The sequence below is a fragment of the Kosakonia sp. H7A genome, from assembly GCF_003028445.1.
GTDB classification, from domain to species: domain Bacteria; phylum Pseudomonadota; class Gammaproteobacteria; order Enterobacterales; family Enterobacteriaceae; genus Kosakonia; species Kosakonia radicincitans.
This window is the reverse complement of record NZ_PYTZ01000001.1, coordinates 819,283-845,443: the sequence shown is the minus strand read 5'-3', so window position 1 is coordinate 845,443 and position 26,161 is coordinate 819,283. Positions and strand designations below refer to the sequence as shown.

At 54.0% G+C, this 26,161-nt stretch carries 23 protein-coding genes; 11 read left to right on the top strand and 12 right to left on the bottom strand.

What is annotated here, in order from left to right; all coding sequences use genetic code 11:
- Positions 1–145: 145 nt before the first annotated feature.
- From ssuB to ssuE, 5 genes are read right to left on the bottom strand one after another with little or no spacing between them, the layout of a single operon-like run.
- A complete protein-coding gene (gene ssuB, locus CWM66_RS03950; RefSeq protein WP_107146257.1) occupies positions 146–922 on the bottom strand; it encodes an aliphatic sulfonates ABC transporter ATP-binding protein in 777 nt (258 codons plus the stop codon).
- On the bottom strand, positions 919–1,707 hold the full coding sequence (gene ssuC / locus CWM66_RS03945) for an aliphatic sulfonate ABC transporter permease SsuC (RefSeq protein WP_007374167.1): 789 nt from the start codon (positions 1,705–1,707) through the stop codon (positions 919–921). Before ssuC ends, ssuB begins: the two co-directional genes overlap by 4 nt.
- 7 nt (positions 1,708–1,714) lie before the next feature.
- Positions 1,715–2,860, bottom strand: a complete 1,146-nt coding sequence (ssuD, locus tag CWM66_RS03940; protein WP_071920573.1) for an FMNH2-dependent alkanesulfonate monooxygenase — start codon at positions 2,858–2,860, stop codon at positions 1,715–1,717.
- Positions 2,857–3,816 carry a sulfonate ABC transporter substrate-binding protein gene (locus CWM66_RS03935; protein WP_071920574.1) on the bottom strand — a complete coding sequence of 320 codons (960 nt, stop codon included), beginning with the start codon at positions 3,814–3,816 and terminating at the stop codon, positions 2,857–2,859. The genes ssuD and CWM66_RS03935 overlap by 4 nt, the downstream gene beginning before the upstream one ends.
- Positions 3,809–4,384, bottom strand: coding sequence for an NADPH-dependent FMN reductase (ssuE, locus tag CWM66_RS03930; RefSeq protein ID WP_007374170.1), 576 nt, complete (start codon positions 4,382–4,384; stop codon positions 3,809–3,811). The genes CWM66_RS03935 and ssuE overlap by 8 nt, the downstream gene beginning before the upstream one ends.
- Before the next feature lie 247 nt (positions 4,385–4,631).
- Here ssuE and pyrD point away from each other — a divergent pair, with 247 nt between their 5' ends.
- On the top strand, positions 4,632–5,642 hold the full coding sequence (gene pyrD / locus CWM66_RS03925; protein ID WP_107146256.1) for a quinone-dependent dihydroorotate dehydrogenase: 1,011 nt from the start codon (positions 4,632–4,634) through the stop codon (positions 5,640–5,642).
- Between the two features lie 166 nt (positions 5,643–5,808).
- The gene (gene zapC, locus CWM66_RS03920; protein WP_107146255.1) at positions 5,809–6,351 is read left to right on the top strand and encodes a cell division protein ZapC; all 543 of its coding nucleotides are present in this window, start codon (positions 5,809–5,811) and stop codon (positions 6,349–6,351) included.
- Here zapC and CWM66_RS03915 read toward each other — a convergent pair.
- Complete coding sequence (locus CWM66_RS03915; protein ID WP_081120824.1) at positions 6,348–7,457, bottom strand: YcbX family protein; 1,110 nt, start codon at positions 7,455–7,457, stop codon at positions 6,348–6,350. The genes zapC and CWM66_RS03915 overlap by 4 nt on opposite strands.
- A 100-nt stretch (positions 7,458–7,557) precedes the next feature.
- Between CWM66_RS03915 and rlmKL the strand changes: the two genes are divergently transcribed.
- From rlmKL to rmf, 6 genes are all read left to right on the top strand, one after another.
- Positions 7,558–9,666 carry a bifunctional 23S rRNA (guanine(2069)-N(7))-methyltransferase RlmK/23S rRNA (guanine(2445)-N(2))-methyltransferase RlmL gene (gene rlmKL / locus CWM66_RS03910; protein ID WP_107146254.1) on the top strand — a complete coding sequence of 703 codons (2,109 nt, stop codon included), beginning with the start codon at positions 7,558–7,560 and terminating at the stop codon, positions 9,664–9,666.
- A 12-nt stretch (positions 9,667–9,678) separates the two neighbouring features.
- Positions 9,679–11,586, top strand: coding sequence for an ABC transporter ATP-binding protein (locus CWM66_RS03905; protein WP_007374176.1), 1,908 nt, complete (start codon positions 9,679–9,681; stop codon positions 11,584–11,586).
- A gap of 11 nt (positions 11,587–11,597) precedes the next feature.
- Complete coding sequence (gene pqiA / locus CWM66_RS03900; protein WP_035885843.1) at positions 11,598–12,866, top strand: membrane integrity-associated transporter subunit PqiA; 1,269 nt, start codon at positions 11,598–11,600, stop codon at positions 12,864–12,866.
- Complete coding sequence (pqiB, locus tag CWM66_RS03895; protein WP_007374178.1) at positions 12,856–14,496, top strand: intermembrane transport protein PqiB; 1,641 nt, start codon at positions 12,856–12,858, stop codon at positions 14,494–14,496. Before pqiA ends, pqiB begins: the two co-directional genes overlap by 11 nt.
- A complete protein-coding gene (gene pqiC, locus CWM66_RS03890; protein ID WP_007374179.1) occupies positions 14,493–15,065 on the top strand; it encodes a membrane integrity-associated transporter subunit PqiC in 573 nt (190 codons plus the stop codon). Before pqiB ends, pqiC begins: the two co-directional genes overlap by 4 nt.
- Positions 15,066–15,318: 253 nt before the next feature.
- Positions 15,319–15,486, top strand: coding sequence for a ribosome modulation factor (gene rmf / locus CWM66_RS03885; protein WP_017456222.1), 168 nt, complete (start codon positions 15,319–15,321; stop codon positions 15,484–15,486).
- A 69-nt stretch (positions 15,487–15,555) separates the two neighbouring features.
- On the opposite strand, the gene fabA is transcribed toward rmf, so the two are convergent.
- Together fabA and CWM66_RS03875 are read right to left on the bottom strand one after the other, a co-directional pair.
- Entirely contained in the window at positions 15,556–16,074 is a 519-nt protein-coding gene (fabA, locus tag CWM66_RS03880) for a bifunctional 3-hydroxydecanoyl-ACP dehydratase/trans-2-decenoyl-ACP isomerase (protein WP_007374180.1), read from the bottom strand.
- A 69-nt stretch (positions 16,075–16,143) separates the two neighbouring features.
- Positions 16,144–17,904, bottom strand: coding sequence for a Lon protease family protein (locus CWM66_RS03875; protein WP_072438582.1), 1,761 nt, complete (start codon positions 17,902–17,904; stop codon positions 16,144–16,146).
- A 182-nt stretch (positions 17,905–18,086) separates the two neighbouring features.
- Between CWM66_RS03875 and matP the strand changes: the two genes are divergently transcribed.
- Positions 18,087–18,539, top strand: coding sequence for a macrodomain Ter protein MatP (matP, locus tag CWM66_RS03870; RefSeq protein ID WP_007374182.1), 453 nt, complete (start codon positions 18,087–18,089; stop codon positions 18,537–18,539).
- 77 nt (positions 18,540–18,616) lie between these two features.
- Here the strand turns inward: matP and ompA are convergent, their stop codons facing one another.
- Both ompA and sulA read right to left on the bottom strand, forming a co-directional pair.
- The gene (gene ompA / locus CWM66_RS03865; protein ID WP_007374183.1) at positions 18,617–19,666 is read right to left on the bottom strand and encodes a porin OmpA; all 1,050 of its coding nucleotides are present in this window, start codon (positions 19,664–19,666) and stop codon (positions 18,617–18,619) included.
- Between the two features lie 366 nt (positions 19,667–20,032).
- A complete protein-coding gene (gene sulA / locus CWM66_RS03860; protein ID WP_007374185.1) occupies positions 20,033–20,542 on the bottom strand; it encodes an SOS-induced cell division inhibitor SulA in 510 nt (169 codons plus the stop codon).
- 217 nt (positions 20,543–20,759) lie between these two features.
- Between sulA and CWM66_RS03855 the strand changes: the two genes are divergently transcribed.
- Complete coding sequence (locus CWM66_RS03855; RefSeq protein WP_007374186.1) at positions 20,760–21,380, top strand: TfoX/Sxy family DNA transformation protein; 621 nt, start codon at positions 20,760–20,762, stop codon at positions 21,378–21,380.
- Here CWM66_RS03855 and yccS read toward each other — a convergent pair.
- Both yccS and CWM66_RS03845 read right to left on the bottom strand, forming a co-directional pair.
- Positions 21,374–23,503 (bottom strand): YccS family putative transporter, encoded by a 2,130-nt coding sequence (gene yccS, locus CWM66_RS03850; protein WP_007374187.1) that lies wholly within the window; start codon positions 23,501–23,503, stop codon positions 21,374–21,376. The genes CWM66_RS03855 and yccS overlap by 7 nt on opposite strands.
- A gap of 17 nt (positions 23,504–23,520) precedes the next feature.
- A complete protein-coding gene (locus tag CWM66_RS03845; RefSeq protein WP_007374188.1) occupies positions 23,521–23,967 on the bottom strand; it encodes a YccF domain-containing protein in 447 nt (148 codons plus the stop codon).
- 122 nt (positions 23,968–24,089) lie between these two features.
- On the opposite strand from CWM66_RS03845, the gene helD reads away from it, so the two are divergent.
- Positions 24,090–26,144: a DNA helicase IV gene (gene helD, locus CWM66_RS03840; protein WP_107146253.1), complete on the top strand. Its 2,055-nt coding sequence runs from the start codon at positions 24,090–24,092 to the stop codon at positions 26,142–26,144.
- Positions 26,145–26,161: the final 17 nt, after the last annotated feature.

Genomic DNA, 26,161 nt, shown 5'->3' with positions numbered 1-26,161 from the left:
GTATGGCCCGGTGGCACAGTGTTTACCGGGCCTCTATCGGTTGGATAAGACGCAGCCGTCATCCGGCTGCTATTCAGCGTGGCAGGCTTTCTGCCTGCCCATTTCGTAAGTCCGATAAGCATCGCGCCATCGGGCAAAAAGCGGGCTAAGCGTGGCGAGTCCGGGGCAATGCACTCTGTTCCGACTCGCCGCGTTTCATCACCCGGTTCAGTACCTCTTCTTCCAGTTCCGCCAGCCTTACCGAACCCAGGCGGCGCGGGCGCGGCAGATCGATGGTCAAATCGAGGCCGATTTTCCCTTCCTCTATCAATAACACGCGATCCGCCATCGCCACCGCTTCACTGACATCGTGCGTCACCAGCACCACGGTAAAACCATAGCTTTGCCACAATTCAGTGATCAGCGCCTGCATCTCCAGCCGGGTTAAGGCATCCAGTGCGCCTAACGGTTCATCCAACAATAACAATCCCGGTTGATGCACCAGCGCGCGAGCCAGCGCGACGCGCTGTTTTTGCCCGCCCGAAAGGGCGGCAGGCCACTCACTGGCCCGTTGTTCCAGCCCCACTGACTGTAACGCTTGTTGTGCTGCTTCGAGCCAGCGGCCTTTCAGCCCCAGCCCGACATTATCAATCACCGGTTTCCATGGCAGCAGACGCGCATCCTGAAACATCATGCGCGTGTCATGCTGAATTTCTGCAAGCGGTGTATTGCCAGCCAGCAACTCTCCGCCGTTCGGCGACTCCAGACCGGCCAGCAGGCGCAGCAGGGTGCTTTTCCCGCCGCCGCTGCGGCCCACCACGGCAATAAACTGCCCGGCGGCGATATGCAAATCCAGCGCATTCAGCACCAGGTTGTTGCCGTAACGTTTGCTGACGCCGTTGAGTAACAACGGGATCCCCTGATTCAGTCGGGCAGTATTCATGCGGTGACCTCTTTGGTGTGGTAAGCGGGATGCCAGCGCAGCCACAGGCGCTCCAGCAGTTGTGCGCTGACATCTGCCAGTTTGCCAAGCAGGGCATAGAGAATAATGGCGACCACTACGACATCGGTTTGCAGGAACTCGCGGGCGTTCATCGCCAGGTAACCGATCCCGGCGTTGGCTGAAATGGTTTCCGCCACAATTAATGTCAGCCACATCAAACCGAGTGCAAAACGCACACCCACCATTATTGACGGTAGCGCGCCGGGCAGAATCACATGGATGAAAAGGCTGAAACCCGAAAGGCCGTAGCTGCGCGCCATCTCCAGCAGACCCTGGTCAATATTGCGGATGCCATGCCAGGTGTTGATATAGATGGGGAATAGCGTACCGAGGGCCACGAGGAATATTTTGGCGCTCTCGTCGATACCGAACCATAAAATCACCAGCGGGATCAGCGCAAGATGCGGCACATTACGCAGCATCTGAATGGACGTATCCAGCAGGCGTTCTCCCCAACGCGACAGGCCGCTGATAAGCCCGAGCGTCAATCCAATCGAACCGCCGATGGAGAAGCCAATCACCGCCCGCCACGAACTGATGGCCAGATGCTGCCACAACTCGCCGCTGGCGCTCAGCGTCCAGAACGCTTTTACGACGCCTTCCGGTGAAGGCAGGATGCGCGTAGATAACCAGCCGGTAGAGGAGGCGATTTGCCAGACCACCACAATCCCGGCGGGCAGCAGCCACGGAGCGAGGTGCAGTAACCATCTGTTTTGTTGAGCCATAGAAACCTCAGCTTTGCGCCACTTTGCGGGGAATGAACTCATTTGCCACCGTTTCGCCCTGCAATTTCAATGACTGTGGCTGCGGGATCTCCGGAATGGCGACATCGAGATGCGGGAACAGCAGCTCGCCCACCCGGTATGCCTCTTCCAGATGCGGATAGCCGGAAAGGATAAAACTGTCGATCCCCAGCGCGGCGTATTCATTAATCCGCGCGGCAACCGTCGGGCCATCGCCGACCAACGCTGTTCCTGCGCCGCCGCGTACCAGACCGACGCCCGCCCAAAGGTTAGGGCTGATCTCCAGTTGATCACGCTTACCGCCGTGTAGCGCCACCATGCGTTGCTGGCCGACGGAATCTTGACGCGCAAAAGCAGACTGCGCTTTGGCGATGGTCTCTTCATCAAGATGAGAAATCAGGCGATCCGCTGCCTGCCAGGCTTCGGCAGTGGTTTCACGAACGATGACATGCAGGCGAATACCAAACCGCACCTTACGGCCATGGGCTGCGGCTTTGGCACGCACCTGAGCAATCTTCTCTTTCACCCGCTCCGGCGGTTCACCCCAGGTGAGATAGAGATCGACCTGTTCCGCAGCCAGATCCTGCGCCACATCCGAGGAGCCGCCGAAATAGAGCGGCGGACGCGGCTGCTGCACCGGTGGAAAAAAGAGCTTCGCCCCGCGAACATGAATATGTTTGCCTTCGTAATCCACCGTGTCACCCTCCAGCAGGCGGCGCCAGACATGGGTGAATTCGGAGGAGACTTCATAGCGTTCGTTGTGATCGAGAAAGACGCCATCACCGGCCAGTTCCTGCGGATCGCTGCCGGTGACCAGATTAAACAGCGCGCGGCCGTTAGAGAGCCTGTCCAGCGTTGCCGCCTGACGCGCCGCGACGGTCGGCGAGACCACGCTTGGACGCAACGCGACCAGAAATTTTAAGCGCTGAGTGACCGGAATCAGCGAGGCGGCCACCAGCCACGCATCTTCGCACGAACGGCCAGTAGGAATTAACACACCGCTAAAACCCAGCCGGTCGGCAGCCTGCGCGATTTGCTGCAAATAGTTATGATCCACCGGGCGTGAGCCCTCGTCGGTGCCAAGATAGTGGCCGTCGCCGTGCGTCGGTAAAAACCAGAACAGATTCAGACTCATGATTTCGCTCCTTCTTTGGTCGGCTGCCAGATACGGGTACGGATGTCGACCTTCTTCGGCACCAGGTGGTTGTCATAAAAGAGATCGGCGGTTTGTTGCTGCAACGCTGCAGTGGCTTCATTAACTGGTGCGATTTTGGTTGGCGGGCGATGATCGAAATAGGTGGAAATCACCGCAGGCGGCAGCCCCATGGTTTTTGCCAGCAGCGCCACGCTTTCGTCGCGGTGGCTAATAGTTAAGGCATCGGCTTCGCTAAAGGTATCCAGCACGCCCTGCAGGAATTCACCGTTCTTTTCTGCATACGGGCGAGCGGCTAAATAGAAGGAACCGGTCTGTTTGAGTGTGGTGCCGTCTTTCAGTACCCGTACGCCACCCTGCAACAAGGCCGCAGAGTAGTAAGGATCCCAGATTGCCCATGCATCCACATTCCCTTGCTGGAAAGCAGCGCGTGCATCGGCAGGCGTCAGAAACACCGGTTGAATATCACTGAACTTCAGCCCGGCCTGTTGCAGGGCGCGCAGCAGCAAGTTATGGGAGCTGGAGCCTTTCTGGAACGCCACTTTATGTCCTTTCAGATCGGCCACTGTTTTGATTGGGCTATTTTCCGCCACCAGAATCACTTCGGCTTTCGGTTTCGGCGGCTCTACCCCGACATACACCAGATCCGCGCCTGCTGCCTGCGCAAAGATGGGAGGAATATCGCCGGTGCTGCCAAGATCAATACTGCCGACATTAAGCGCCTCCAGCATCTGCGGACCTGCCGGAAATTCAACCCAGGAAATTTTGGTGTTCGGGTAGCGTTTTTCCAGCAGCCCATGGCTTTTTGCCAGCACCATACTGACGCTGCCTTTTTGGTAGCCAATACGCAGCGCGTCCGGTGCGGGATCTGCGGCCTGCGATAAAGCGGAAAACGACAGCAGCCCGGCCAGCGCCAGCCAGGGGAAACGATTAAACATGAGCAATTCCTTGTGGGCGGTGAAAATCCGGCGCCTGAATCTCCCGGCGGTGCAGCGCCTGCCAGAAAGTTTCCAGCGCGTTATCAAGGCGCATTTGCAGGTTCGGCGTCAGGCTGGGTTTGTGCTGGTAATCCAGCACCTGGGTATCGTCGGCAAACACGCCGTGCAGGATCTCTTGCGCCTTCAGCGCGCTGAGCACCGGTTTCAGGGCGTAATCCACCGCCAGCATGTGCGCCACGGTGCCGCCGGTCGCTAACGGTAATACGACTTTGCCTTCCAGCGCCCGCTCAGGGAGCAGATCAAGCAGGGCTTTCAGCGCTCCGGCATAAGCGGCTTTGTAAACAGGCGTGGCAACAATTAGTCCGTCTGCTTCTTTTAGTTGTTCAATAAAGGTTTGCAGGGCAGGGCTATCGAAACGCGCATAAATGAGATCTTCCGGCGCGAAGTTTTGCAGATGCCAGTGGCACACTTCGACGTCTTGCGCGTTGAGGCGCTCGCGGGCATATTCCAGCAGCGCGCTGGAGCGGGAGGGGAAGCGTGGGCTTCCCGCCAGGGTGACAACTCGCATAATCGCTCCTTATAACCAATTGTTTGCTTTTAGATAACATTCATAACAATTTCCTTCAGTGTGGCAGAGGCGATTTATTCCACTAAATGATTTATTCGAAGAAAAATTGCTGAAAAATGCATAAAGCAAAACGAGGAGAGAAAACGATTGCGTCGGATGCGCTTTTTTTGCCACAGGTCAATTCCCTTTCGCGGCACTTTCACTGATAATACGCCCCCGGTTTGCACCCGGGAATTCAGGAGAGTTCATGTACTACCCTTTCGTTCGTAAAGCCCTTTTTCAGCTCGATCCAGAGCGCGCCCATGAATTGACCTTCCAGCAGTTGCGCCGTATTACCGGAACGCCTTTTGAGGCACTGGTTCGTCAGCGCGTGCCGGAAAAACCTGTGCAGTGCATGGGACTGACGTTTAAGAACCCGCTGGGATTGGCGGCCGGGCTGGATAAAAACGGTGAATGCATCGATGCACTGGGGGCAATGGGTTTTGGCTCCATTGAGATCGGTACCGTTACGCCTCGCCCGCAGCCGGGAAATGACAAGCCGAGGATCTTCCGTCTGGTGGATGCTGAAGGTCTGATCAACCGCATGGGGTTTAATAATCTTGGCGTGGATAACCTGGTCGAGAACGTCAAAAAATCGCATTTTGACGGCGTACTGGGCATTAATATCGGTAAAAATAAAGACACGCCGGTAGAGCAGGGGAAAGATGACTATCTGATTTGCATGGAAAAAGTCTATGCTTATGCCGGTTATATCGCCATTAATATTTCCTCACCGAATACCCCAGGTTTACGCACGCTGCAATATGGCGAAGCGCTGGATGATCTTTTAACGGCGATTAAAAATAAGCAGAACGATCTGCAAAACATCCACCATAAATATGTTCCGGTGGCGGTGAAGATCGCGCCCGATCTTTCTGAAGAAGAATTGATCCTGGTGGCCGACAGTTTAGTTCGCCACAATATTGATGGTGTTATTGCTACCAATACCACGCTGGAAAGATCGCTGGTGCAGGGAATGAAACACTGTGATGAAACCGGTGGTTTAAGTGGACGCCCGCTGCAATTAAAAAGCACGGAAATAATCCGTCGCCTGTCGCAGGAATTAAATGGTCGTTTGCCAATTATCGGCGTCGGCGGTATTGACTCAGTGATTGCTGCCCGTGAGAAGATCGCTGCGGGTGCGTCTATCGTGCAAATTTATTCCGGCTTTATTTTTAAAGGCCCGCCGCTGATTAAAGAAATCGTCACCCATATCTAATCTTTTTTTGTCAGTATGTATCCAGGGCTTTATTTCCGGCCCTGGTTGTTTTATATTCCCTCATTGTTGCTAATTTGTACATTGTGGTCTTTTATTATTAGAGCAATAAGCGAGACGGCGACAGGATAAAAAAGCGACAGGAAGTTTAAGGGGAGGGGAGAGAACAATGCGAATTAAACCTGATGATAATTGGCGCTGGTATTTTGATGACGAGCACGATCGTATGATGCTCGATTTAGCCAATGGCATGTTATTTCGCTCCCGTTTTGCCCGAAAAATGCTGACGCCGGATGCGTTTTCACCTTCCGGTTTTTGTGTTGATGACGCTGCTTTATATTTCTCGTTTGAGGAAAAATGCCGCAACCTTGATCTCTCTAATGAGCAGCGTGCGGAACTGGTACTTAACGCGCTCGTGGCGATTCGCTTCCTGAAACCGCAAATGCCGAAAAGCTGGCACTTTATGACGCACGATACGCTCTGGTCGCCGACGACCGGTGAAGGTGCCTGTGTCTGGCTGAGCGACACTCAGGAGTGCGTAAACCTGCTGGTGGTTGAGCCGGGCGAAAATGCTGCACTGTGCCTGCTGGCGCAACCCGGCGTGGTGATTGCCGGGCGCACGATGCAACTGGGTGATGCGATTAAGGTGATGAACGATCGCCTGAAACCCCAGCTTCACGCCGAGAGTCTCCGTTTCGAACAGGCGGTTTAAGCCTCCAGTCGCAGTGCCGTTTTCGGAATACAACTGCAACAGAGGATGGCACCGCCCTGCCTGATGGCCGATTTTTTCATCGCACTCACTTCACCTTCAATCAGCTTGATCTGGCAACAGCCGCATATGCCTGCCCGGCAGGAATAGGGTACGCGGATCCCCTGATTTTCCAGTTGCTCCAGCAGCACCTGCTGATTGTTGCCAATAAATGTTTGCCCCTGCCAGCTAATCTCTACTGTTCCCGCTGCCTGAACTTCCGGTTCCAGCGCTTCTGCCACGGCGCCAGCGCCATAAATTTTTGCTGGTGCGGTCGCCAGCACGGCCACGTCGTCGCCCACGCGGATGACGCCACTGTTGCGCGCAATCAGGTTCTGCCCAAAATCGACTTCGCCGTTATCCTGCGCAGTACGAAAACCTTGCAGCGTGGATAACGGTTCGCCGGTCGGATGTTTTTGCCCACGCTCCGGGCTGACGGTGGTAAATACGCAACGGCTACACGGTTTAACAACATCAAACACCACATCGCCGATACGCACGACTTTCCAGCTATCCTCTTCCCACGCTTGCGCGCCAGTTACCACCAGGTTGGGGCGAAACTGCTCCATCTTCACGCTGGCCGGGCAGCGGTTTTGCAAATCACGCAGCGAAGCTTCGTTGGTCAATAAATAAGGGAAACCGTCAGCAAAGGAGAGCGGTACATCTTCATAACGCTTAACACGGCGGGTTAATTCCGGGCCGACCCAGCGCAATTGCACTTCACGGGCGAAAAAGCCGCTGAGCCAGCGATTAATCTCATCCGGCGCGATTAGCGCGGTAAAATGGTTGCCCCACACTTCCGTTGGCGCGCCATCAGGCGCAAAATCGGTAAAACGAATTATCGCGCCACTGCCGTCCGGTGCGGTCAGATGCAGGCCATCGGTTAATGGCGAGGGTGTAAAGCGTACCATCTGCGGATACTGACGCGCGGTAATAAAAGTGCCATCGGGCTGAGTGACCATAAAAATACGGTCAAAAGCAAAGCCGCTGGCATCGGCAAGCGCATGCGTCAGCCCAATACCGCGCATGGATTTCACCGGATGGATAAAGAGACGCGAAATCGTAGGCACGTCTTGCCCCCTGTAAGTCGAAAATAAGCCCTCAACTTTATGACATGACCGCCAGATTAGCTATAATGCGCAACAATTTTCGTTGAGTATAAGTGACATTATGATTTCTCTGTTTGCCAGTACGGCCCGCGGGCTGGAAGAGCTGTTAAAAACTGAACTGGAAAAACTCGGCGCGCAGGAGTGCCGCGTGGTTCAGGGTGGTGTCCATTTTGAAGGTGACACGCGGCTTCTGTACCAGAGCCTGATGTGGAGTCGCCTGGCTTCGCGCATTATGCTGCCGCTCGGAGAGTGCAAGGTTTATAGCGATCTTGACCTTTATCTCGGTGTGCAGGCGATCAACTGGACAGAGATTTTCAATCCTGGCGCGACGTTTGCTGTGCACTTTAGCGGTCTGAATGATGAGATTCGCAACAGCCAGTACGGCGCGCTGAAAGTGAAAGACGCCATAGTCGATAGCTTTACCCGCAAAAATCTGCCGCGTCCAAACGTTGAGCGTGAACTGCCGGATCTGCGTATTAACGTCTGGCTGAATCAGGAGACAGCGAATATCTCCCTCGATCTGAGCGGCGAAGGCCTGCACCTGCGCGGCTACCGCGATCGTACCGGTATTGCGCCGATCAAAGAGAACCTGGCAGCAGCCATTGTGATGCGCTCCGGCTGGCAGCCGGGCACACCGCTGCTCGATCCTATGTGCGGTTCCGGCACGCTGCTGATCGAAGCTGCCATGGCGGCAACCGATCGCGCACCGGGTCTGCATCGCGGTCACTGGGGTTTTGGCGGCTGGGCGCAGCATGATGAAGCGCTGTGGAAAGAGGTAAAAGCAGAAGCGCAAACGCGCGCGCGCCAGGGGCTGGCGGGTTATGAATCTCACTTTTACGGCTCCGACAACGATGCGCGTGTTATTGAGCGTGCCCGCAGCAACGCCCGCCGCGCCGGGATTGGCGAGCTGGTGACCTTCGAAGTAAAAGATGTCGCCCAGCTCAGCAATCCGTTGCCGAAAGGCCCGTACGGTACTGTGATCAGTAACCCGCCGTACGGTGAACGTCTGGAGAGCGAGCCGGCACTGATCGCGCTGCATAGCCTGCTGGGTCGCCTGCTGAAAGCGCAGTTTGGCGGCTGGCATCTGTCGCTGTTCAGCGCCTCTGTCGATTTGCTTAACTGCCTGCAACTGCGTGCTGAGCGCCAGTTCAAAGCCAAGAACGGCCCGCTGGATTGCGTACAGAAAAATTACCATCTGGCCGAAAATACCGGCGAAGCAAAAGCGCCAGCGATGGCGGAAGACTATGCCAACCGCCTTCGCAAGAACGTTAAGAAACTGGAGAAATGGGCGCGCCAGGAGGGCATTGAATGCTATCGCCTGTACGATGCCGATCTGCCGGATTACAACGTGGCGGTCGATCGCTACGCCGAGTGGGTGGTGGTGCAGGAGTATGCCGCGCCGAAAACCATCGATGCGCAAAAAGCGCGCCAGCGCCTGTTTGATATTATCGCCGCCACCATCCAGGTGCTGGGTATCGCCCCGAACAAGCTGGTGCTGAAAACCCGCGAGCGGCAAAAGGGCACCAATCAGTATCAGAAAATGAACGAGAAGGGCGACTTTATGGAGGTGAGCGAATACAACGCCCGCCTGTGGGTCAACCTGACGGACTATCTGGATACCGGCCTGTTCCTTGACCACCGTATTGCCCGCCGTATGCTGGGGCAGATGAGCAAGGGTAAAGACTTCCTCAATCTCTTCTCCTACACCGGCAGCGCCAGCGTGCATGCCGGTCTGGGCGGCGCGCGTTCCACCACTACGGTGGATATGTCGCGTACTTATCTGGAGTGGGCCGAGCGCAACCTGCGCCTTAACGGCCTGAGCGGCCGCGCTCATCGCCTGATTCAGGCCGATTGTCTGAGCTGGCTGCGTGAGACCGATGAGCAGTTCGATCTGATCTTTATCGATCCGCCGACCTTCTCCAACTCCAAACGTATGGAAGACTCTTTTGATGTGCAGCGCGATCATATGCGTCTGATGCAGGATCTGAAACGCCTGCTGCGCAAAGGCGGCACCATTATGTTTTCCAATAACAAACGCGGTTTCCGTATGGATCTCGACGGGCTGGCGAAACTGGGTCTGCAGGCACAAGAAATTACTCAAAAAACGCAGTCGCAGGATTTTGCCCGCAACCGTCAAATCCACAACTGCTGGCTGATTACCGCAGCCTGAAAGGATAAATAAATGTCATTAATCAGTATGCATGGCGCGTGGCTGTCGTTCAGCGATGCGCCGCTCCTCGATAATGCTGAACTGCATATCGAAGAAAATGAACGCGTCTGTCTGGTCGGCCGTAACGGCGCAGGTAAATCGACGTTGATGAAGATCCTCAACCGTGAACAGGGCCTGGATGATGGCCGCATTGTTTACGAACAGGATCTGATCGTTTCACGCCTACAGCAGGACCCGCCGCGCAATGTCACCGGTAGCGTCTATGACTTCGTCGCGGAAGGTATTTCTGAACAGGCTGAGTATCTGAAGCGTTATCACGAAATCTCCCATCTGGTGATGACCGATCCGAGTGATAAAAATCTCAATGAACTGGCGAAAGTGCAGGAGATGCTGGATCACCACGGCCTGTGGCAGTTGGAAGATCGTATCAATGAGGTGCTGGGGCAACTCGGTCTGGAGCCGGATATGGAGCTGTCGGCGTTATCCGGTGGCTGGTTGCGTAAAGCGGCGTTGGGCCGTGCGCTGGTCAGCGGGCCTAAAGTACTGCTGCTGGACGAACCGACGAACCACCTGGATATTGAAGCGATCGACTGGCTGGAAGGTTTCCTGAAAACCTTTAGCGGCACCATTATCTTTATCTCGCACGACCGTTCGTTTATCCGCAATATGGCGACGCGCATTGTCGATCTCGATCGCGGCAAGCTGGTTACCTATCCTGGTGATTACGATACTTACCTGCTGGAGAAAGAAGAGAACCTTCGCGTTGAAGAGCTGCAAAACGCCGAGTTCGACCGCAAACTGGCGCAGGAAGAAGTGTGGATCCGTCAGGGGATTAAAGCGCGCCGTACCCGTAACGAAGGCCGCGTCCGTGCGCTGAAAGCGATGCGTCGCGAGCGCAGTGAACGCCGTGAAGTGATGGGTAGCGCGAAGATGCAGGTCGAAGAGGCATCTCGCTCCGGCAAAATCGTCTTTGAGATGGAAAACGTTAATTATGGCGTGGAGGGCAAAGTGCTGGTGCGCGACTTCTCCACGCAGGTACAGCGCGGCGATAAAATTGCGCTGATTGGTCCGAACGGCTGCGGTAAAACCACCTTGCTGAAGCTGATGCTGGATCAACTGAAAGCTGACAGTGGCCGCGTGCATGTGGGTACCAAGCTGGAAGTGGCGTACTTCGATCAGCACCGCGCCGAACTTGATCCGGATAAAACGGTGATGGACAACCTGGCTGAAGGCAAGCAGGAAGTGCTGGTAAACGGTAAGCCGCGCCATATTCTGGGATATTTGCAGGACTTCTTGTTCCATCCGAAACGGGCGATGACGCCGGTACGCGCGCTCTCCGGCGGGGAACGCAACCGTCTGTTACTGGCGCGTTTGTTCCTGAAACCCAGCAATCTGTTGATTCTCGATGAACCGACCAACGACCTGGATGTGGAAACGCTGGAGCTGCTGGAAGAGCTGATTGATAGCTATCAGGGCACCGTTCTGTTGGTGAGCCACGATCGTCAGTTTGTGGATAATACAGTGACCGAATGCTGGATTTTCGAAGGCGAAGGCCGGATTGGACAGTATGTGGGCGGTTACCACGATGCCCGCGGTCAGCAAGCGGCTTCACAGGCCTTTAAACAGGCGGCGGCGAAGAAAACGGTGGAAGTTCCAGTAACCAAAGCAGGAACTGTCAAACGCGGTAGTAACAAACTAAGCTATAACCTGCAACGAGAACTGGAACAATTGCCGCAAAAGCTGGAACAACTGGAAGCGGAACTGAGTGATTTGCAGGCTCAGGTCGCCGATGCCAGCTTCTTTAGCCAGCCGCACGATCATACGCAAAAAGTCCTGGCTGACATGGCTGCGGCGGAACAGGCGCTGGAAGAGGCGTTTGAACGCTGGGAGTACCTGGAGGCTTTGAAAAACGGCGCATAAAGGGAGTCAGTATGTGTGAACACCACCACGCCACACGGCACATTCTTTGTTCGCAATGTGACATGCTGGTGGCGCTGCCGCTGTTGCAGCATGGTCATAAAGCGACTTGTCCGCGCTGTGGCACGACACTGACAACCGAATGGGACGCGCCCCGGCAGCGTCCCACGGCTTATGCCATTGTGGCATTGTTCATGTTGTTGCTCGCCAACCTTTTTCCTTTCGTTAATATGCAGGTCGCCGGTGTCGCCAGCGAGGTCACACTGCTGGAAATTCCCGGCGTGCTCTTTTCTGAAGATTACGCCAGCCTTGGCACTTTCTTCCTGCTGTTCGTACAACTGGTTCCGGCATTCTGCCTGGTGACTATCCTGCTGTTGGTGAATCGTGTGCCGATGGACTTCCGTCTGCGTGTTAATCTGGCGCGGGTGTTATTCCAGCTAAAAAGTTGGGGAATGGCGGAGATCTTCCTCGCAGGTGTGCTGGTGAGTTTTGTCAAGCTGATGGCCTATGGTGATATTGGCATTGGCAGCAGTTTTATTCCCTGGTGTCTGTTCTGTCTGTTGCAATTGCGCGCTTTCCAGTGCGTTGATCGTCACTGGTTGTGGGATGACATTGCGCCCGCGCCGCAGCCGCAACAGGTATTGCGCGTCGGTGTGCCGGGGATCCGTCAGGGGCTGCGTTCCTGCCCGTGCTGTACGGCGATTGTCGCGATCGATCAACCTGTGTGCCCGCGCTGCCACACGCGTGGACACGCCCGACGGCGCAACAGTATCCAGTGGACGCTGGCGCTGTTGATGACTGCGATGATGCTCTATCTGCCTGCCAATATTTTGCCGATCATGGTGACCGACCTACTGGGCGATCGCATGCCATCGACCATTCTCGCCGGGGTGATTTTGCTGTGGAGCGAGGGTTCTTACCCGGTGGCGTTGGTGATTTTTATCGCCAGTATTATGGTGCCGACGCTGAAAATGATAGGCATTGCCTGGCTCTGTATTGATGCAAAAGGCCATGGCCGACGAGACTGCGAGCGGATGCATTTTATTTATGAAGTGGTGGAGTTTGTCGGGCGCTGGTCAATGATTGACGTGTTTGTGATTGCCGTACTCTCCGCGCTGGTGCGGATGGGCGGGCTGATGAATATTTATCCTGCGATGGGTGCGCTGATGTTTGCGCTGGTCGTTATTATCACGATGTTTGCGGCAATGACTTTCGATCCGCGCTTGAGCTGGGATCGTGAGCCACAAACGCACCATGAGGAGTCGTTAGAGCATGGAGAATAAGAGTGGGGAAGCCAACGTGCAAAAGGTGAGAAACTGGTCGCCGGTGTGGATTTTCCCGATTGTTACGGCGCTGATTGGCGCATGGATCCTCTTTTATCATTACAGCCACCAGGGGCCGGAGGTGACACTGATCACCACTAATGCCGAGGGAATTGTCGGCGGTAAGACCACCATCAAGAGTCGCAGCGTTGATGTCGGCGTGGTGGAAAGCATGACGCTGACTGACGATTTAACTCATGTGGAAATCAAGGCGCGGCTTAACTCCGGTATGGAAAAGCTGCTGCATGATGATTCTGTTTTCTGGGTTGTGAAACCGCAGGTGGGCCGTGAAGGGATTAGCGGTCTGGGCACGCTGCTTTCGGGTGCCTATATCGAGCTGCAACCGGGTGCAAAAGGCAGCGCGCCGGATCGTTATAACTTGCTCGATTCCCCGCCTCTGGCGCCGCCTGACGCCAAAGGCATTCGTGTGATCCTCGACAGCAGCAAAGCCGGGCAACTGAGTCCCGGCGATCCAGTATTGTTCCGTGGTTATCGCGTCGGTTCGGTTGAGACCAGCACGTTCGATACGCAAAAACGCACGATGAGTTATCAGTTGTTTATCAATGCGCCGAACGATCGGCTGGTGACCAGCAATGTGCGTTTCTGGAAAGACAGCGGTATTGCCGTTGATTTGACCTCCGCCGGAATGCGTGTGGAGATGGGCTCGCTGGCTACGCTGTTCGGCGGCGGCGTCAGTTTTGACGTGCCGGAAGGCGTGGATCTGGGCCAGCCGGTGGCGGAGAATGCAGCTTTCACGCTGTATGACGATCAGCGCAGCATTCAGGAGTCGCTCTATACCGATCACATCGACTACCTGATGTTCTTCAAAGACTCGATTCGCGGCCTGCAACCTGGCGCGCCGGTTGAATTCCGTGGCATTCGTCTGGGCACGGTAAGCAGGGTGCCGTTCTTCACTACTGGTATGCGTCAGGCGCTGAATGATGATTACCGCATTCCTGTGCTGGTCCGTATTGAACCTGGGCGGTTGATTAATGAACTGGGCGAAGATCCCGATGTGAGCGCGCGTCTGAATGAACTGCTCAAACGCGGCCTGCGCGCTTCGTTGAAGACCGGGAATATTATTACTGGTGCGCTGTATGTCGACCTCGACTTCTATAACAACGTACCTGCCGTAAGTGGCATGCGAGAGTTTGCTGGTTACCCGATCATTCCAACCGTGAGCGGCGGGCTGGCGCAGATCCAGCAGCGTCTGATGGATACGCTGGATAAGATCAACAATCTGCCGTTGAATCCGATGATCCAGCAGGCGACGTCAACGCTTGCTGAAAGTCAGCAGACGCTCAAACGTCTGCAAACGACGCTGGATAATCTCAACAAGCTGACGTCCAGCCAGTCGATGCAGCAGCTTCCGGCGGATATGCAGTCCACGCTGCGTGAACTGAATCGCAGTATGCAGGGCTTCCAGCCTGGCTCTGCTGCCTATAACAAGATGGTGGCGGATATGCAGCGCCTGGATCAGGTACTGCGGGAATTGCAACCGGTGCTGAAAACACTCAACGACAAGAGCAATGCGCTGGTATTCGAAGCGAAAGGGAAAGACGATCCGCAGCCGAAGAGGGCGAAACAATGAAAAAGAGCGCGCTAATAATTGTGGCGCTGTTGCTGACGGCATGTGGCAGCAGCGGTGACAATAAAAGTTATTACCAGTTACCGTCGCCGCCACAAACGGCAGTGCAGGCCAGCACCGTGCAGAGCCAGGGCAATCGTCAGTTATGGGTTGAGCAGGTTTCAGTGCCGGATTACCTGGCGGGTAATGGTGTAGTGTATCAAACCACGGATGTGCAATATGTTATTGCGAATAACAATCTGTGGGCCAGCCCGCTTGACCAGCAACTGCGCAATACGCTGGTCGCTAACCTGAGCAATCAGTTGCCGGGTTGGGTTGTGGCATCGCAGCCGCTGGGCAGTGAGCAGGACACGCTGAATGTTACGGTGACCGGTTTCCACGGGCGTTATGATGGTCGCGTTATTGTCAGCGGGGAGTGGTTGCTCAAACACCAGGGGCAACTGATTAAGCGACCGTTCCATATTGAGCTCAAGCAACAGCAAGATGGGTATGATGAAATGGTGAAAATGTTGGCTCAGGGCTGGCAGCAGGAGGCGGCGAGCATAGCCGCACAGCTAAATCGTCTGCCATAAGAAAATTTAATCAAAAATGAACCGTCATGGCTAAAAACCGTGACGGTTTTTTTTATCAGTATGCTCCGTACATTAGTTGTGCTGGCTCACATTTTTTGTACAAATGAATTTCTGTGTAGCTCACATTTATGACACTGGCGTGAATTTTGCGCATTGACGACAACGCCTATTCAAGGTATTCGTTACCTGTGGCTGCACATTAAGTGACCACTGTTTTCTTTTCCACCAGATCAAAGAGTGAGGGAAACGAGGCATGAAGAGACAAAAACGAGATCGCCTGGAACGGGCACATCAACGTGGTTATCAGGCTGGTATTACCGGACGCCCGAAAGAAATGTGTCCGTACCAAACCCTGAATCAAAGGTCCGAATGGCTGGGAGGCTGGCGAGAGGCCATGGAAGACAGGGCCGTTATCGCCTGATTCTGTCTCTTTAAAAAGAAACCTCCGCAATGCGGAGGTTTCGCCTTTATAGCGGATGAGAATTCGCTATCAGAAAGTGGAGGTGTCCTGGAACAGGCCCACTTTCAGGTCGGAAGCAGTGTAGATCACGCGACCATCGACCAGAACTTCACCATCGGCCAGACCCATGATCAAACGACGGTTAACAACGCGTTTGAAGTGGATACGGTAAGTAACGGTTTTTGCTGTCGGCAGAACCTGACCGGTAAATTTCACTTCACCGACGCCCAGCGCACGGCCTTTACCTTCGCCGCCAAGCCAGCCGAGGTAAAAACCAACCAGCTGCCACATGGCATCCAGACCAAGACAGCCAGGCATCACCGGATCGCCGATAAAATGGCAGCCAAAGAACCACAGGTCCGGATTGATATCCAGCTCAGCTTCGACATAGCCTTTATTAAAGTTACCGCCGGTCTCGGTCATTTTGACCACACGGTCCATCATCAACATATTGGGTGCCGGCAATTGCGGGCCTTTTGCGCCAAACAGTTCGCCGCGACCAGAGGCAAGAAGATCTTCTTTTGTATAGGATTCGCGTTTATCTACCATGTTCTCAGTAAACCTTATTTGTAATTTCGGACGCAGGATAGCTAACACGTGTACGCTGAACAAGTCCGATCAGTTTTGGTTAAACCAATTCAACCAGCGCAGCGGCCACGGGAAACGGTGGCGTGCATCCTGTTGCGTCGCCTGTGCAATACGTTCCTGAATGAGTTGCTTGAGGTTGTTTTGTCCTTCAGCTTCCCACGGCAGGCCTGTTAATAAAGGTAGCGCATCACGAACATCGTCTACGGCCCAGATAAAGAATTGTTGTGCCTGAACCGCGTCCAGCAGTTCCTGATGCAACGAGAGATGACGTACATTTGCTGACGGAATAATCACCCCTTGCTTACCTGTTAGCTCCCGCTGCTGGCAAATGGCGAAAAATCCTTCGATTTTTTCATTCAACCCGCCAACCGGCTGTGAACGACCGAACTGATCCACGGAGCCAGTGATCGCCAGACTCTGATTGATGGGCACTTCTGCAAGGGCGCTCATTAAAGCGCACAGCTCCGCCATAGAGGCGCTGTCGCCATCAACCTCGCTGTAAGATTGCTCAAAGGTTAGCGAGGCAGAGAAGGGAAGCTGCTGTTCCAGCTCCAGTTCCGCCATCAGGAACGCTTGCATGATCATCATGCCTTTCGCGTGGATATTGCCGCCCAGTTCGGCTTTGCGTTCAACATCGTTGAACTCGCCGTCACCGACATGAACGACGCAACTAATACGTGAAGGCTCACCGAAAGCACGTGGATGACCAGGAAACTCGATGACTGACAGCGCGTTGATCTGACCAATCTGTTCGCCTTCGGTTTCGATGAGAATTTGTTCCAGCAGAATTTCGTCCTGCATCCGTTCAGCGAGGAATCCTTCGCGCCATTCACGTTGAGCAAACATCGAGCGAAGTTCTTCGCCACTGAACGTTGCGCCTGTGGTTGTCGCCGCGACTTCCCTCAACTGGCGCGCCAGCCATAATGGGCAGAGCGGCAACGTCTCCTGATCGCCGGTATAGCGCACGGCTTCACGAACTAACGGCTGCCACGCATCGGTACCGGGTGAGGGGAGCTGAGCGCTGTGGGCAACCTGCTCGACCCATTGACGCCAGGCTCCCATTGTTTCGGCATCCACAATTTGCAGCGTTTCTTCATATTCGCTGTAAATTGCCTGGGCGGCCAGATCGGGCTCCATCTCCTGGAAATCAGCCAGCGATTCGCGTTCTCCAACAAGAATGACTTTCAGATCCAGCGGCATAGACGGGATACTTACCGGCAGAGGGCGAGATTCGTCGAAGGAGATCCAGTCAAAACGGTGCTGAGACACCATTGTTTTCAGACGCATCCACAGCAGCGGTTGCGCAAGCAACGTGCGCAGGGAAATGATTAGCACGCCGCCGTTTGCCTGATGTACCAGACCAGGCTGCAAAGTAATTTCATGATTGAACTGACGCAAACAACCAAACAGTTGCTCCGCTTCGATCCACTCAGCAATTGCTACAGGCTTACTTCCCGTGAAAGTAGATTGCGCACTGGTTGCCGGGTCAAAACTTACGGATGAGCCGTTGATGTTGTATTGCCCCCCGACAAGCGGGCGGTCCTGAGGGAGCATTTCTCCGGTAGCGCTGGCAATAAGTGCCAGGTATTCAGCTTCTTCTGGCGCTTTTGCCAGTAAAAAGCGTGACGTCGCCTGCGGATAGAGCAGTTGCTCCAGCGCGTACTGTAATCGGGGTTGCGTATCGGCCAGCGAGAAGACCGCTTCGTGCGCAGATCCGGACGATTCAAAAACTTCCTGATAGCTTTCAGTATCAGGAACCAGGTCGTTCCATTCAAGTTTTGTAATGGTCAAAGTCGTTTTTTTGGTCTGGTGTAAAAGGCGAGATTATACCGTAAACCCTTCTTTAACACACCGGGATTACGCGCTTTCGCGATGCGAAGCTGGATGATAGCTCACAGCGGATGATTTCTTTTAAGCAGAGTGACAAAAAACTGATATTCTGAACTGAGTTACACGGTAACGTTGAGAGAGCAATGAAATATCAACAACTGGAAAATCTCGAAAGCGGCTGGAAATGGAAGTATCTGGTTAAAAAGCACCGTGAAGGGGAACTGATCACGCGTTATATAGAAGCTAGTGCTGCGAAGGAAGCCGTCGATGTATTGTTGACCCTCGAAAATGAGCCGGTACAGGTGAATGAATGGATTGGTCTCCATATCAATCCGGCACTGGTTAACCGAATGAAACAGACTATCCGTGCCAGGCGTAAACGGCATTTTAACGCGGAGCACCAGCATACGCGTAAAAAGTCAATCGACCTGGAGTTTGTCGTCTGGCAACGACTTGCGGGGCTGGCGCAGCGGCGGGGGAAAACACTGTCTGAAACGATTGTACAACTGATTGAGGACGCGGAACATAAAGAGAAGTATGCTTCGCAGATGTCCACACTGAAACATGATTTGCAGGCGCTGTTAGGTAAAGAGTGAGTTTTCCCTAAGACGTGACAGAATTTCAGGCAATAAAAAACCCCGCACTCTGGCGGGGTTTTTGCTAAGACGTAAACTTAAGCCTGCGGCTGAGTTACAACGTCTTTGCTGCCTTTCACTTCGATCTCTACGCGACGATCCGGTGCCAGGCAATCGATCAGCGCTGCGCGTGGTTTCACGTTGTCGCAGGTGCTGCCGGTAACCGGGTTGGATTTGCCCATACCACGTGCGGAGATTTTGTTCGCCGGGATACCTTTGGAGACCAGGTAATCAACAACGGACTGAGCACGTTTCTCGGACAGGCCCTGGTTGTAAGCGTCAGAACCGATACGGTCGGTGAAGCCCAGAACCACTACTGAACCGTCTTTCGGATCCAGGTTGCTCAGCTGACCATACAGCTGATCCAGCGCCTGCTGACCTTCCGGTTTCAGAGTTGCTTTGTTGAAGTTGAACAGAACGTCAGACTTCAGGGTGAAGTGTTTGGTCTGCACTTCCGGAGCCGGAGCCGGTGCCGGAGCTGCAACTACCGGAGCTGCATCTTCCTGCTGACCGAAACGGTAGGAAACGCCTACGCTCAGCATACCGTTATCCGGGCGAGCACCAACGGTGCTTGCGTCACCGATGTTGTTAACCCACTGGTATTCCAGACGGGTAGCGATATCACGAGTCAGTGCATACTCAACACCACCAGCGAAGACCGGAGAAACACCGGTATCGTGATCTTTGAAGCCCTGGTTGCTCTGACCATCAGCACGCCATACCATACCACCCAGACGGGTATAGATATCCAGATCGTCAGTGATCGGGTAACCCAGTTTAGCAGTCAGTTGAACGCCCTGAGATTTGAACGCGCCGTTAACTGTGTCGCCTTTGTACGGCATACGGCCCAGCCAGTCATAACCCAGTTCGAAACCAACGTACGGGTTAACCTGGTAGCCACCGAACGCACCAGCACCCAGTTGGCTTTCGTGGGTCGGGCCATCGTTCTGCCATACCGCACCTTTGTCATGATACTGGGACCAACCCAGTTTGCCACCTGCATACCAGGTGTTATCTTTCGGAGCGGCCTGCGCTACGGTAGCGAAACCAGCCAGTGCCACTGCAATCGCGATAGCTGTCTTTTTCATTTTTGCGCCTCGTTATCATCCAAAAATCGCCATGGTTATCTCTCAGAGATGCCACGGTTAAATCCTTCACCGGGGGCGTTGCTCACTAACTATTCAACAGATATCTTTACCGATATCTTTGGCTTATGCCGAGCACCCCTGGCGATGTAAAGTCTACAACGTAGTTGGAAACTTACAAGTGTGAACTCCGTCAGGCATATGAAAAAAAAGGCTTTGTATACACAATATTTAACAATTCCGCTGTTATTTTGTCCGATGCAATTAAGCTGAAAAGCGCGCCACGCAGGCTTTGTCGCTGTATTTTGCGGATAAAATGCAAAAGCAACCTTCAGGCAAAAATAATCCCAGGAATACTCTTAAATTTACTCAATGATACAAATTTGAGTGAATTTTTATCCCGGAATGCTGTCTCGCAGCCAGGGGATCATGGCGTACTGGACGCATAACGAAGCCGATCGCGTTGCCTTCTTCTGCTGCCATCACCAGACGGTGGTGCTCATCTTCGGTTAATTCTTCCGCATGCCAGCCAATTACGACGCTATAGTTCCCGGTGCGTAATGCGCGGATCATTGATTCCAGCGTCAGGCAAGGTGAAAGCTGGTTAACCTGCATCACCTTGGTGAGTGGCAGACCAACGGATTGCACCCATTCACGGCTCAGTTTCTGCTGTGGCGTAAGCCATAACTGCCAGCGGGACTGTTGGCCAAGTTGCTGCAACAAGGGCAATAAAAGAAGCTGCGTCATTCCCGGCTGATCTTCGCGATAAACCACTTCGCTAATAAGCCCGGACGCTCCGCGGGAGGAGTCAGCATGATTTAACGTAGTGAGTGCGGAATCGAATGTCGTTGAACGCTTAGCATAGCCTGAAGTGTACATAATCAATCCAGCCCTGTGAGTTACTGTATAAACATACAGTAACCCCTGAATGTTCAAAGATCAACCTCAATTTCTGAAACTATCTCGCATTTTTGTTTTGTCTTTACCGCACAACGAAAAATTCGCTTGCTGTCCCGTCCACAGTTGCCTATGTTCCTGCCTAACGAAACAGCTAACATTGTAGTGGCTTTACTGTGTGATTTATAAGGAAAAAATCATGGAAGACCTTTCTTATCAGCGTATATATCAATCATGTGAATGTCTCACATCGCTTGGCGAAATTCGTCACCGTGCGCATTTTGGCGGTTATAGCTTGTCGGTGGATGACACGGTTTTTGCAATGGTGGCCGAAGGAGAGCTTTATCTGCGGGCCTGTGAACAAAGCGCTCAATATGCAATAACGCACCATGCGCCACTTTTAGTATTCAACAAACGTGGACGGGAGGTTTCGTTAAATTACTACTTTGTGGACCAGGCATTATGGAACGATCGCCCTATGCTGCTGGAACTTTCGGCATATTCTCTCGATGCTGCACGGCGTGAAAAAGTGCAGCGCAGCGCCCGAAAACGTCTGCGCGATCTCCCTAATCTGACGTTTCAGCTCGAAATGCAGCTTCGTGATGTCGGAATTATGGATGTACAGACGTTGCGTCTTCTTGGCGCAAAGGCCAGTTGGCTCAGGTTGCGGAAAGCGAATTGCCATTTGGGGGTGAAAATTCTTCTGGCGCTGGAAGGCGCTATCACTGGATTGCACGAAGCGGCGCTCCCGGCGCAGACGCGCCAGGAACTGATGGAATGGTTCACTATTGTGATGAAGAAAACGGCCAATCCTCACTGAACCAGTTGGCTTTTCAGACGGCAAACTTCCGGCAATAACGCGATAAGCAGGCCTATCTGTTGAAGGACCAGCGGCTCTTTGCTATCCGGGCGCGGATCTAAATGTTTAATGCGCTGCGACAGGGAACTTAGCGTTTCCTGTACGCGCGCATGATCAGAAGGAAGGTGATGCAGGGCGTCGTCTACATAACAGACGGCGTCATCAAGCAGACGCAAAATATCGGGATGGGTGAGCTGCTCGCGATGCGCACCAAGTGCAGAAATATAGCTGGTAAAAGTGTGGTTCAGGCACAGTAAACGGAATGCCACATCGCGGAGTTCAGGCGATGCACCGGGTTCTGAAGACATATTGGATACGACCGACGCCAGCTCAGCATCACGGTTATAAGCATTGCGCCGGGCAATACGGTACGCCAGCCGGTTGTCGCGACCCTGATGATATTGTTCCAGAATAGCGTCGAGGTAACGGCAGTTGGCATCGAAGGCCTGCTCTGTCACGCGTGGCAGGTGGCGAAAACGCCAGTCAGGCCAGATAAAGCTTACCGCCGCCCAGGCAATCACGCAGCCTATCAGAGTGTCAATGATACGGGGAATCGCTACTTCAAAACCCTCGCCGAGCAGATTAAAGCAGAGCAGCACCAGCAGGGTGATAAACATCGTAGCATGCGCGTATTGCACGGTGCGAAAAGCAAAAAACAGTACGCCGGTAATCACGATCAGCACCAGTTGCCCTTCATGGGAAGGAACGAAATAGAGCACCGGCAAACCTATCGCCACACCTACCAGCGTGCCGATGACGCGCAGGGTCAGACGATGGCGGGTGGCGTTATAGTTGGGCTGGCAAACGAAAAGACTGGTCAGCAGGATCCAGTAACCATGCTGTAAACCGGTGATCTGAATAAATGCGTAGCCAACACACAGTACCAGCGACATACGTACAGCGTGGCGGAAAAGCGCAGACTCCGGCGTCAGATTATTGCGCAGCCGCAACCAGATATCGCTAAAGCTATTCAGGCTGTCATCCGCTAACTGGTTTTCTGTCTCATTCAGAAGCTGGGACTGCGGCTGTTCCGTTTCGATCGTAGCTAATTGCGCGTCAATCGCGCGCAGGTTATCAAGCAGAAAACCCAGAGCTTTCAGATGATCGGCTGACGTTACGCCGCTGGCGCGAATGCGATCTAACGCGGCATCAAGATGAGTAAACGCACGTTCGAAGCGTGAATCATGTTGATAGGGCGTTCGCAGCAGAATGGCATGTGACAGCCTGTCGCAGGCCTGCGATTGCATTGATAGCAGACGCTGAAAGCGGAACATCACATCGCTGTAACGGAAATGTTCGCGCAGCGTCTGGTATTGAATGTGCGATGAGCTGGCGCGTTCATGGATATCCTGCGCGGCAAAATAGTAATGCAGGGACTGGCGCGTGCTTCGTTGTCCACGATCGCCACGCAGGCGCGTCAGCAATGTTGCTTTGGTCTGGTTGAGCGTAGCGACGAGCTGACCATTCGCCAATGCCAGATCGTAAAGTGGCGCCTGGCTTTCATCTTCAATATCCGGATCAAACAGGCGGGATTTCAGTTCAAGGTAGTGTGCCAGTTGTCCGTAACTGCGTGAAAGGTTGTCCTGCAAAGCGCGAACGGGGAAAACAAGGTGCCCAACCAGCGTCAGGAAATTGAACCAGACTGCGCCTGCCAGCAACAGCAGTGGTTGCTGATACCACTGGTCGAAAAGCGAAATCCCCAGCATGGTGTAAACCGCAATCAGCAAGGCACCAAAAGCGATGGTGGCGTAGCGCTGCCCAAGCCCGCCTAACAAGATAAAACCGCAGGTGGAGCTGACAAGCCCGATAGCAAACAGCCACGGCCACGGGAACAGCAATTCGACGGAGGCAGAAGCAATAAAAAAGGAGATCAACGTGATGATCAGGTTCTTCAGCCGTCCGCTCAGGCGATCGTCCAGATCGGCCAATGCGGCAGCCACGACGCCCAGCGTTAAGGGGATGGTCAGTTTGACCTCGCCAAGCAGCCAGGGGAGCGCTGCTGTTCCGCAGAGGGCAATAAAAATTCTGACGTTATACAGCCAGGCGCTATTCCATGTGTAACGACGAAGCAGAGGGCTTAACATAGCGGCATTCGGTCCGGTTACTGAAAACGACGACGAGCGTTAGCTTCGCGGGCTGCGCGGGCGGTTTCGACGGAAACCACACGACGACCCACTGGCCAGAGCGCAATCGCCGCAATTTTAAAATTCGCCACGCCTACCGGGATGCCGATAATGGTGATGCACTGCGCGATACCGGCGGCAATATGCATGACGCATAACCACCAGCCAAACAGCACAAACCAGATGACATTCAGAGCTGTTCCCCCCGCGTTCAGCAGGCTATTCTGGCGCTCAGGTTCCAGTTCATCTATATGAATCGCTTCATTTCCCCACGGAACAAGCGAGAGCTTCGTGATTTCCCAGCAGGAACGCGTCAGCGGCAGCGTTACAATCAGCACGATACTGACCACGGTTGCCAGCAACCAGCCCAGTGTGGTGGCAAAACCACCAAGAACAAAGTTCAGAATATTCAGAACAGTACGCATAAAACCTCAGAACAACCCTGTGAGTGGTGTATCCCGGCAATTGTAACGACTTTTTGGACTGGAGCGCCAATTCTCTGGCAGGTAAACTGGCTTTTATTGTCACAGGCTGAGAACGATAAGTCATGGAACTGAAAGCGACTTCACTGGGAAAACGGTTAGCCCAGCATCCGTACGATCGCGCGATAATTCTGAACGCGGGCATTAAAGTCACGGGTGACCGGCATGAATACCTTATTCCTTTTAATCAGTTGCTGGCAATTGAGTGCAAACGCGGGCTGGTCTGGGGCGAGATGGAGTTTCAGCTTGCCGATAAGAAAGTGGTGCGTCTTCACGGCACGGAGTGGAGCGAAACCCAACGTTTTTATCACCATCTTAATGAGCGCTGGAGTAAATGGGGCGCGGAGATGAGCGAAGTGGCGGCTGGCGTGCTATCGGAACAGCTTGAGCTGATTGCCGGGCGTGTCGATCGGGCAAAATGGCTGACGCGCAAACAGCTTACCGGGCTACAACAGCAGTTGCAGCAGGCGTTTACTGCGCTGCCGATGCCCGTAAGTCGACTGACGGAGTTTGAGAACTGCCGCGAGCTCTGGCAGCAGTGCCAGGCATGGCTGAACGATGTTGAAGAACGAAGGGCGCAGCGTAATAAGGCCTATACCGAGGCGATGCTCACGCAATATGCCGCCTTTTTTGAGCAGATAGAAAGTTCTCCGCTCAATCCTTCGCAGGCGCGAGCCGTGGTGAATGGCGAACAGTCGCTGCTGGTGCTGGCCGGAGCCGGCAGTGGTAAAACCTCCGTATTGGTGGCGCGCGCTGGCTGGTTGCTTACGCGCGGCGAGGCGGCTCCCGATCAGATTTTACTATTAGCTTTTGGCCGCAAGGCGGCTCAGGAAATGGATGAGCGCATCCGTGAACGGCTGCATACCGAAGAGATTACCGCGCGGACTTTCCATGCGCTGGCGCTGTATATCATCCGGCAGGGCAGTAAAAAAGTGCCTGTGCTGAGCGAACTGGAGAACGACACTGCCGCGCGCATGGCGCTGCTTACGGAAACCTGGTGTCAGCAGTGCAACGAGAAAAAGGCGCAGGCAAAAGGCTGGCGGCAATGGCTTGAAGAGGAGATGGCCTGGGACGTGCCGGAAGGCAATTTCTGGGAAAATGACAAACTTCAGCGCCGCATAGGACCACGCCTCGATCGCTGGATCGGCCTGATGCGAATGCATGGCGGTGCGCAGGCTGAAATGATTGCCGATGCGCCAGAAGAGGTACGTGACCTGTTCAGTAAACGTATTAAGCTGATGGCTCCGCTATTAAAAGCCTGGAAAGCAGCGCTGAAGGCGGAAAATGCGGTCGATTTCTCAGGTCTGATTCATCAGGCCATCAATGTGCTGGAGAAAGGGCGTTTTATCAGTCCATGGAAGCATATCCTGGTGGATGAATTTCAGGATATTTCCCCACAGCGAGCGGCGCTGCTGGCGGCTTTGCGTAAACAAAACTCGCAGACTACGTTGTTTGCCGTCGGTGATGACTGGCAGGCTATCTACCGGTTTAGCGGGGCGCAGCTTTCGCTGACCACCGCGTTTCATGACTACTTTGGCGAGGGCGATCTTTGTGCGCTCGATACCACTTACCGTTTCAATTCACGCATCGGTGAAGTAGCAAATCGCTTTATTCAGCAAAACCCGTGGCAACTGGCGAAACCGCTTAACAGCCTGACCGCTGGGGATAAACACGCGGTAACGCTGATGGTTGAGGATCAACTCGATGCCTTACTGGATAAACTCAGCGGTTATGCGACGCCCGAGGATCGCATCCTGGTATTGGCGCGTTACCATCACCGTAAACCGGAAAGTCTCGCAAAGGCCGCAACCCGCTGGCCGAAGTTGCAGCTCGATTTTATGACCATCCATGCCAGTAAAGGTCAGCAGGCAGATTATGTGATCGTGGTGGGGTTAGATGAGGGGCAGGACGGTTTTCCTGCTCCGGCGCGCGAGTCGATTATGGAACAGGCGCTGCTACCTCAGACAGAAACGTTTCCTGACGCGGAAGAGCGGCGATTGCTGTACGTGGCGTTAACGCGCGCGCGTAAGCGTGTCTGGCTGCTGTTTAATAAAGAAAACCCGTCGCGTTTTGTCGATATCCTCAAATCGCTGGATGTTCCTCAGGCGAGAAAACCCTGACAACAGGCGGCTTTTGC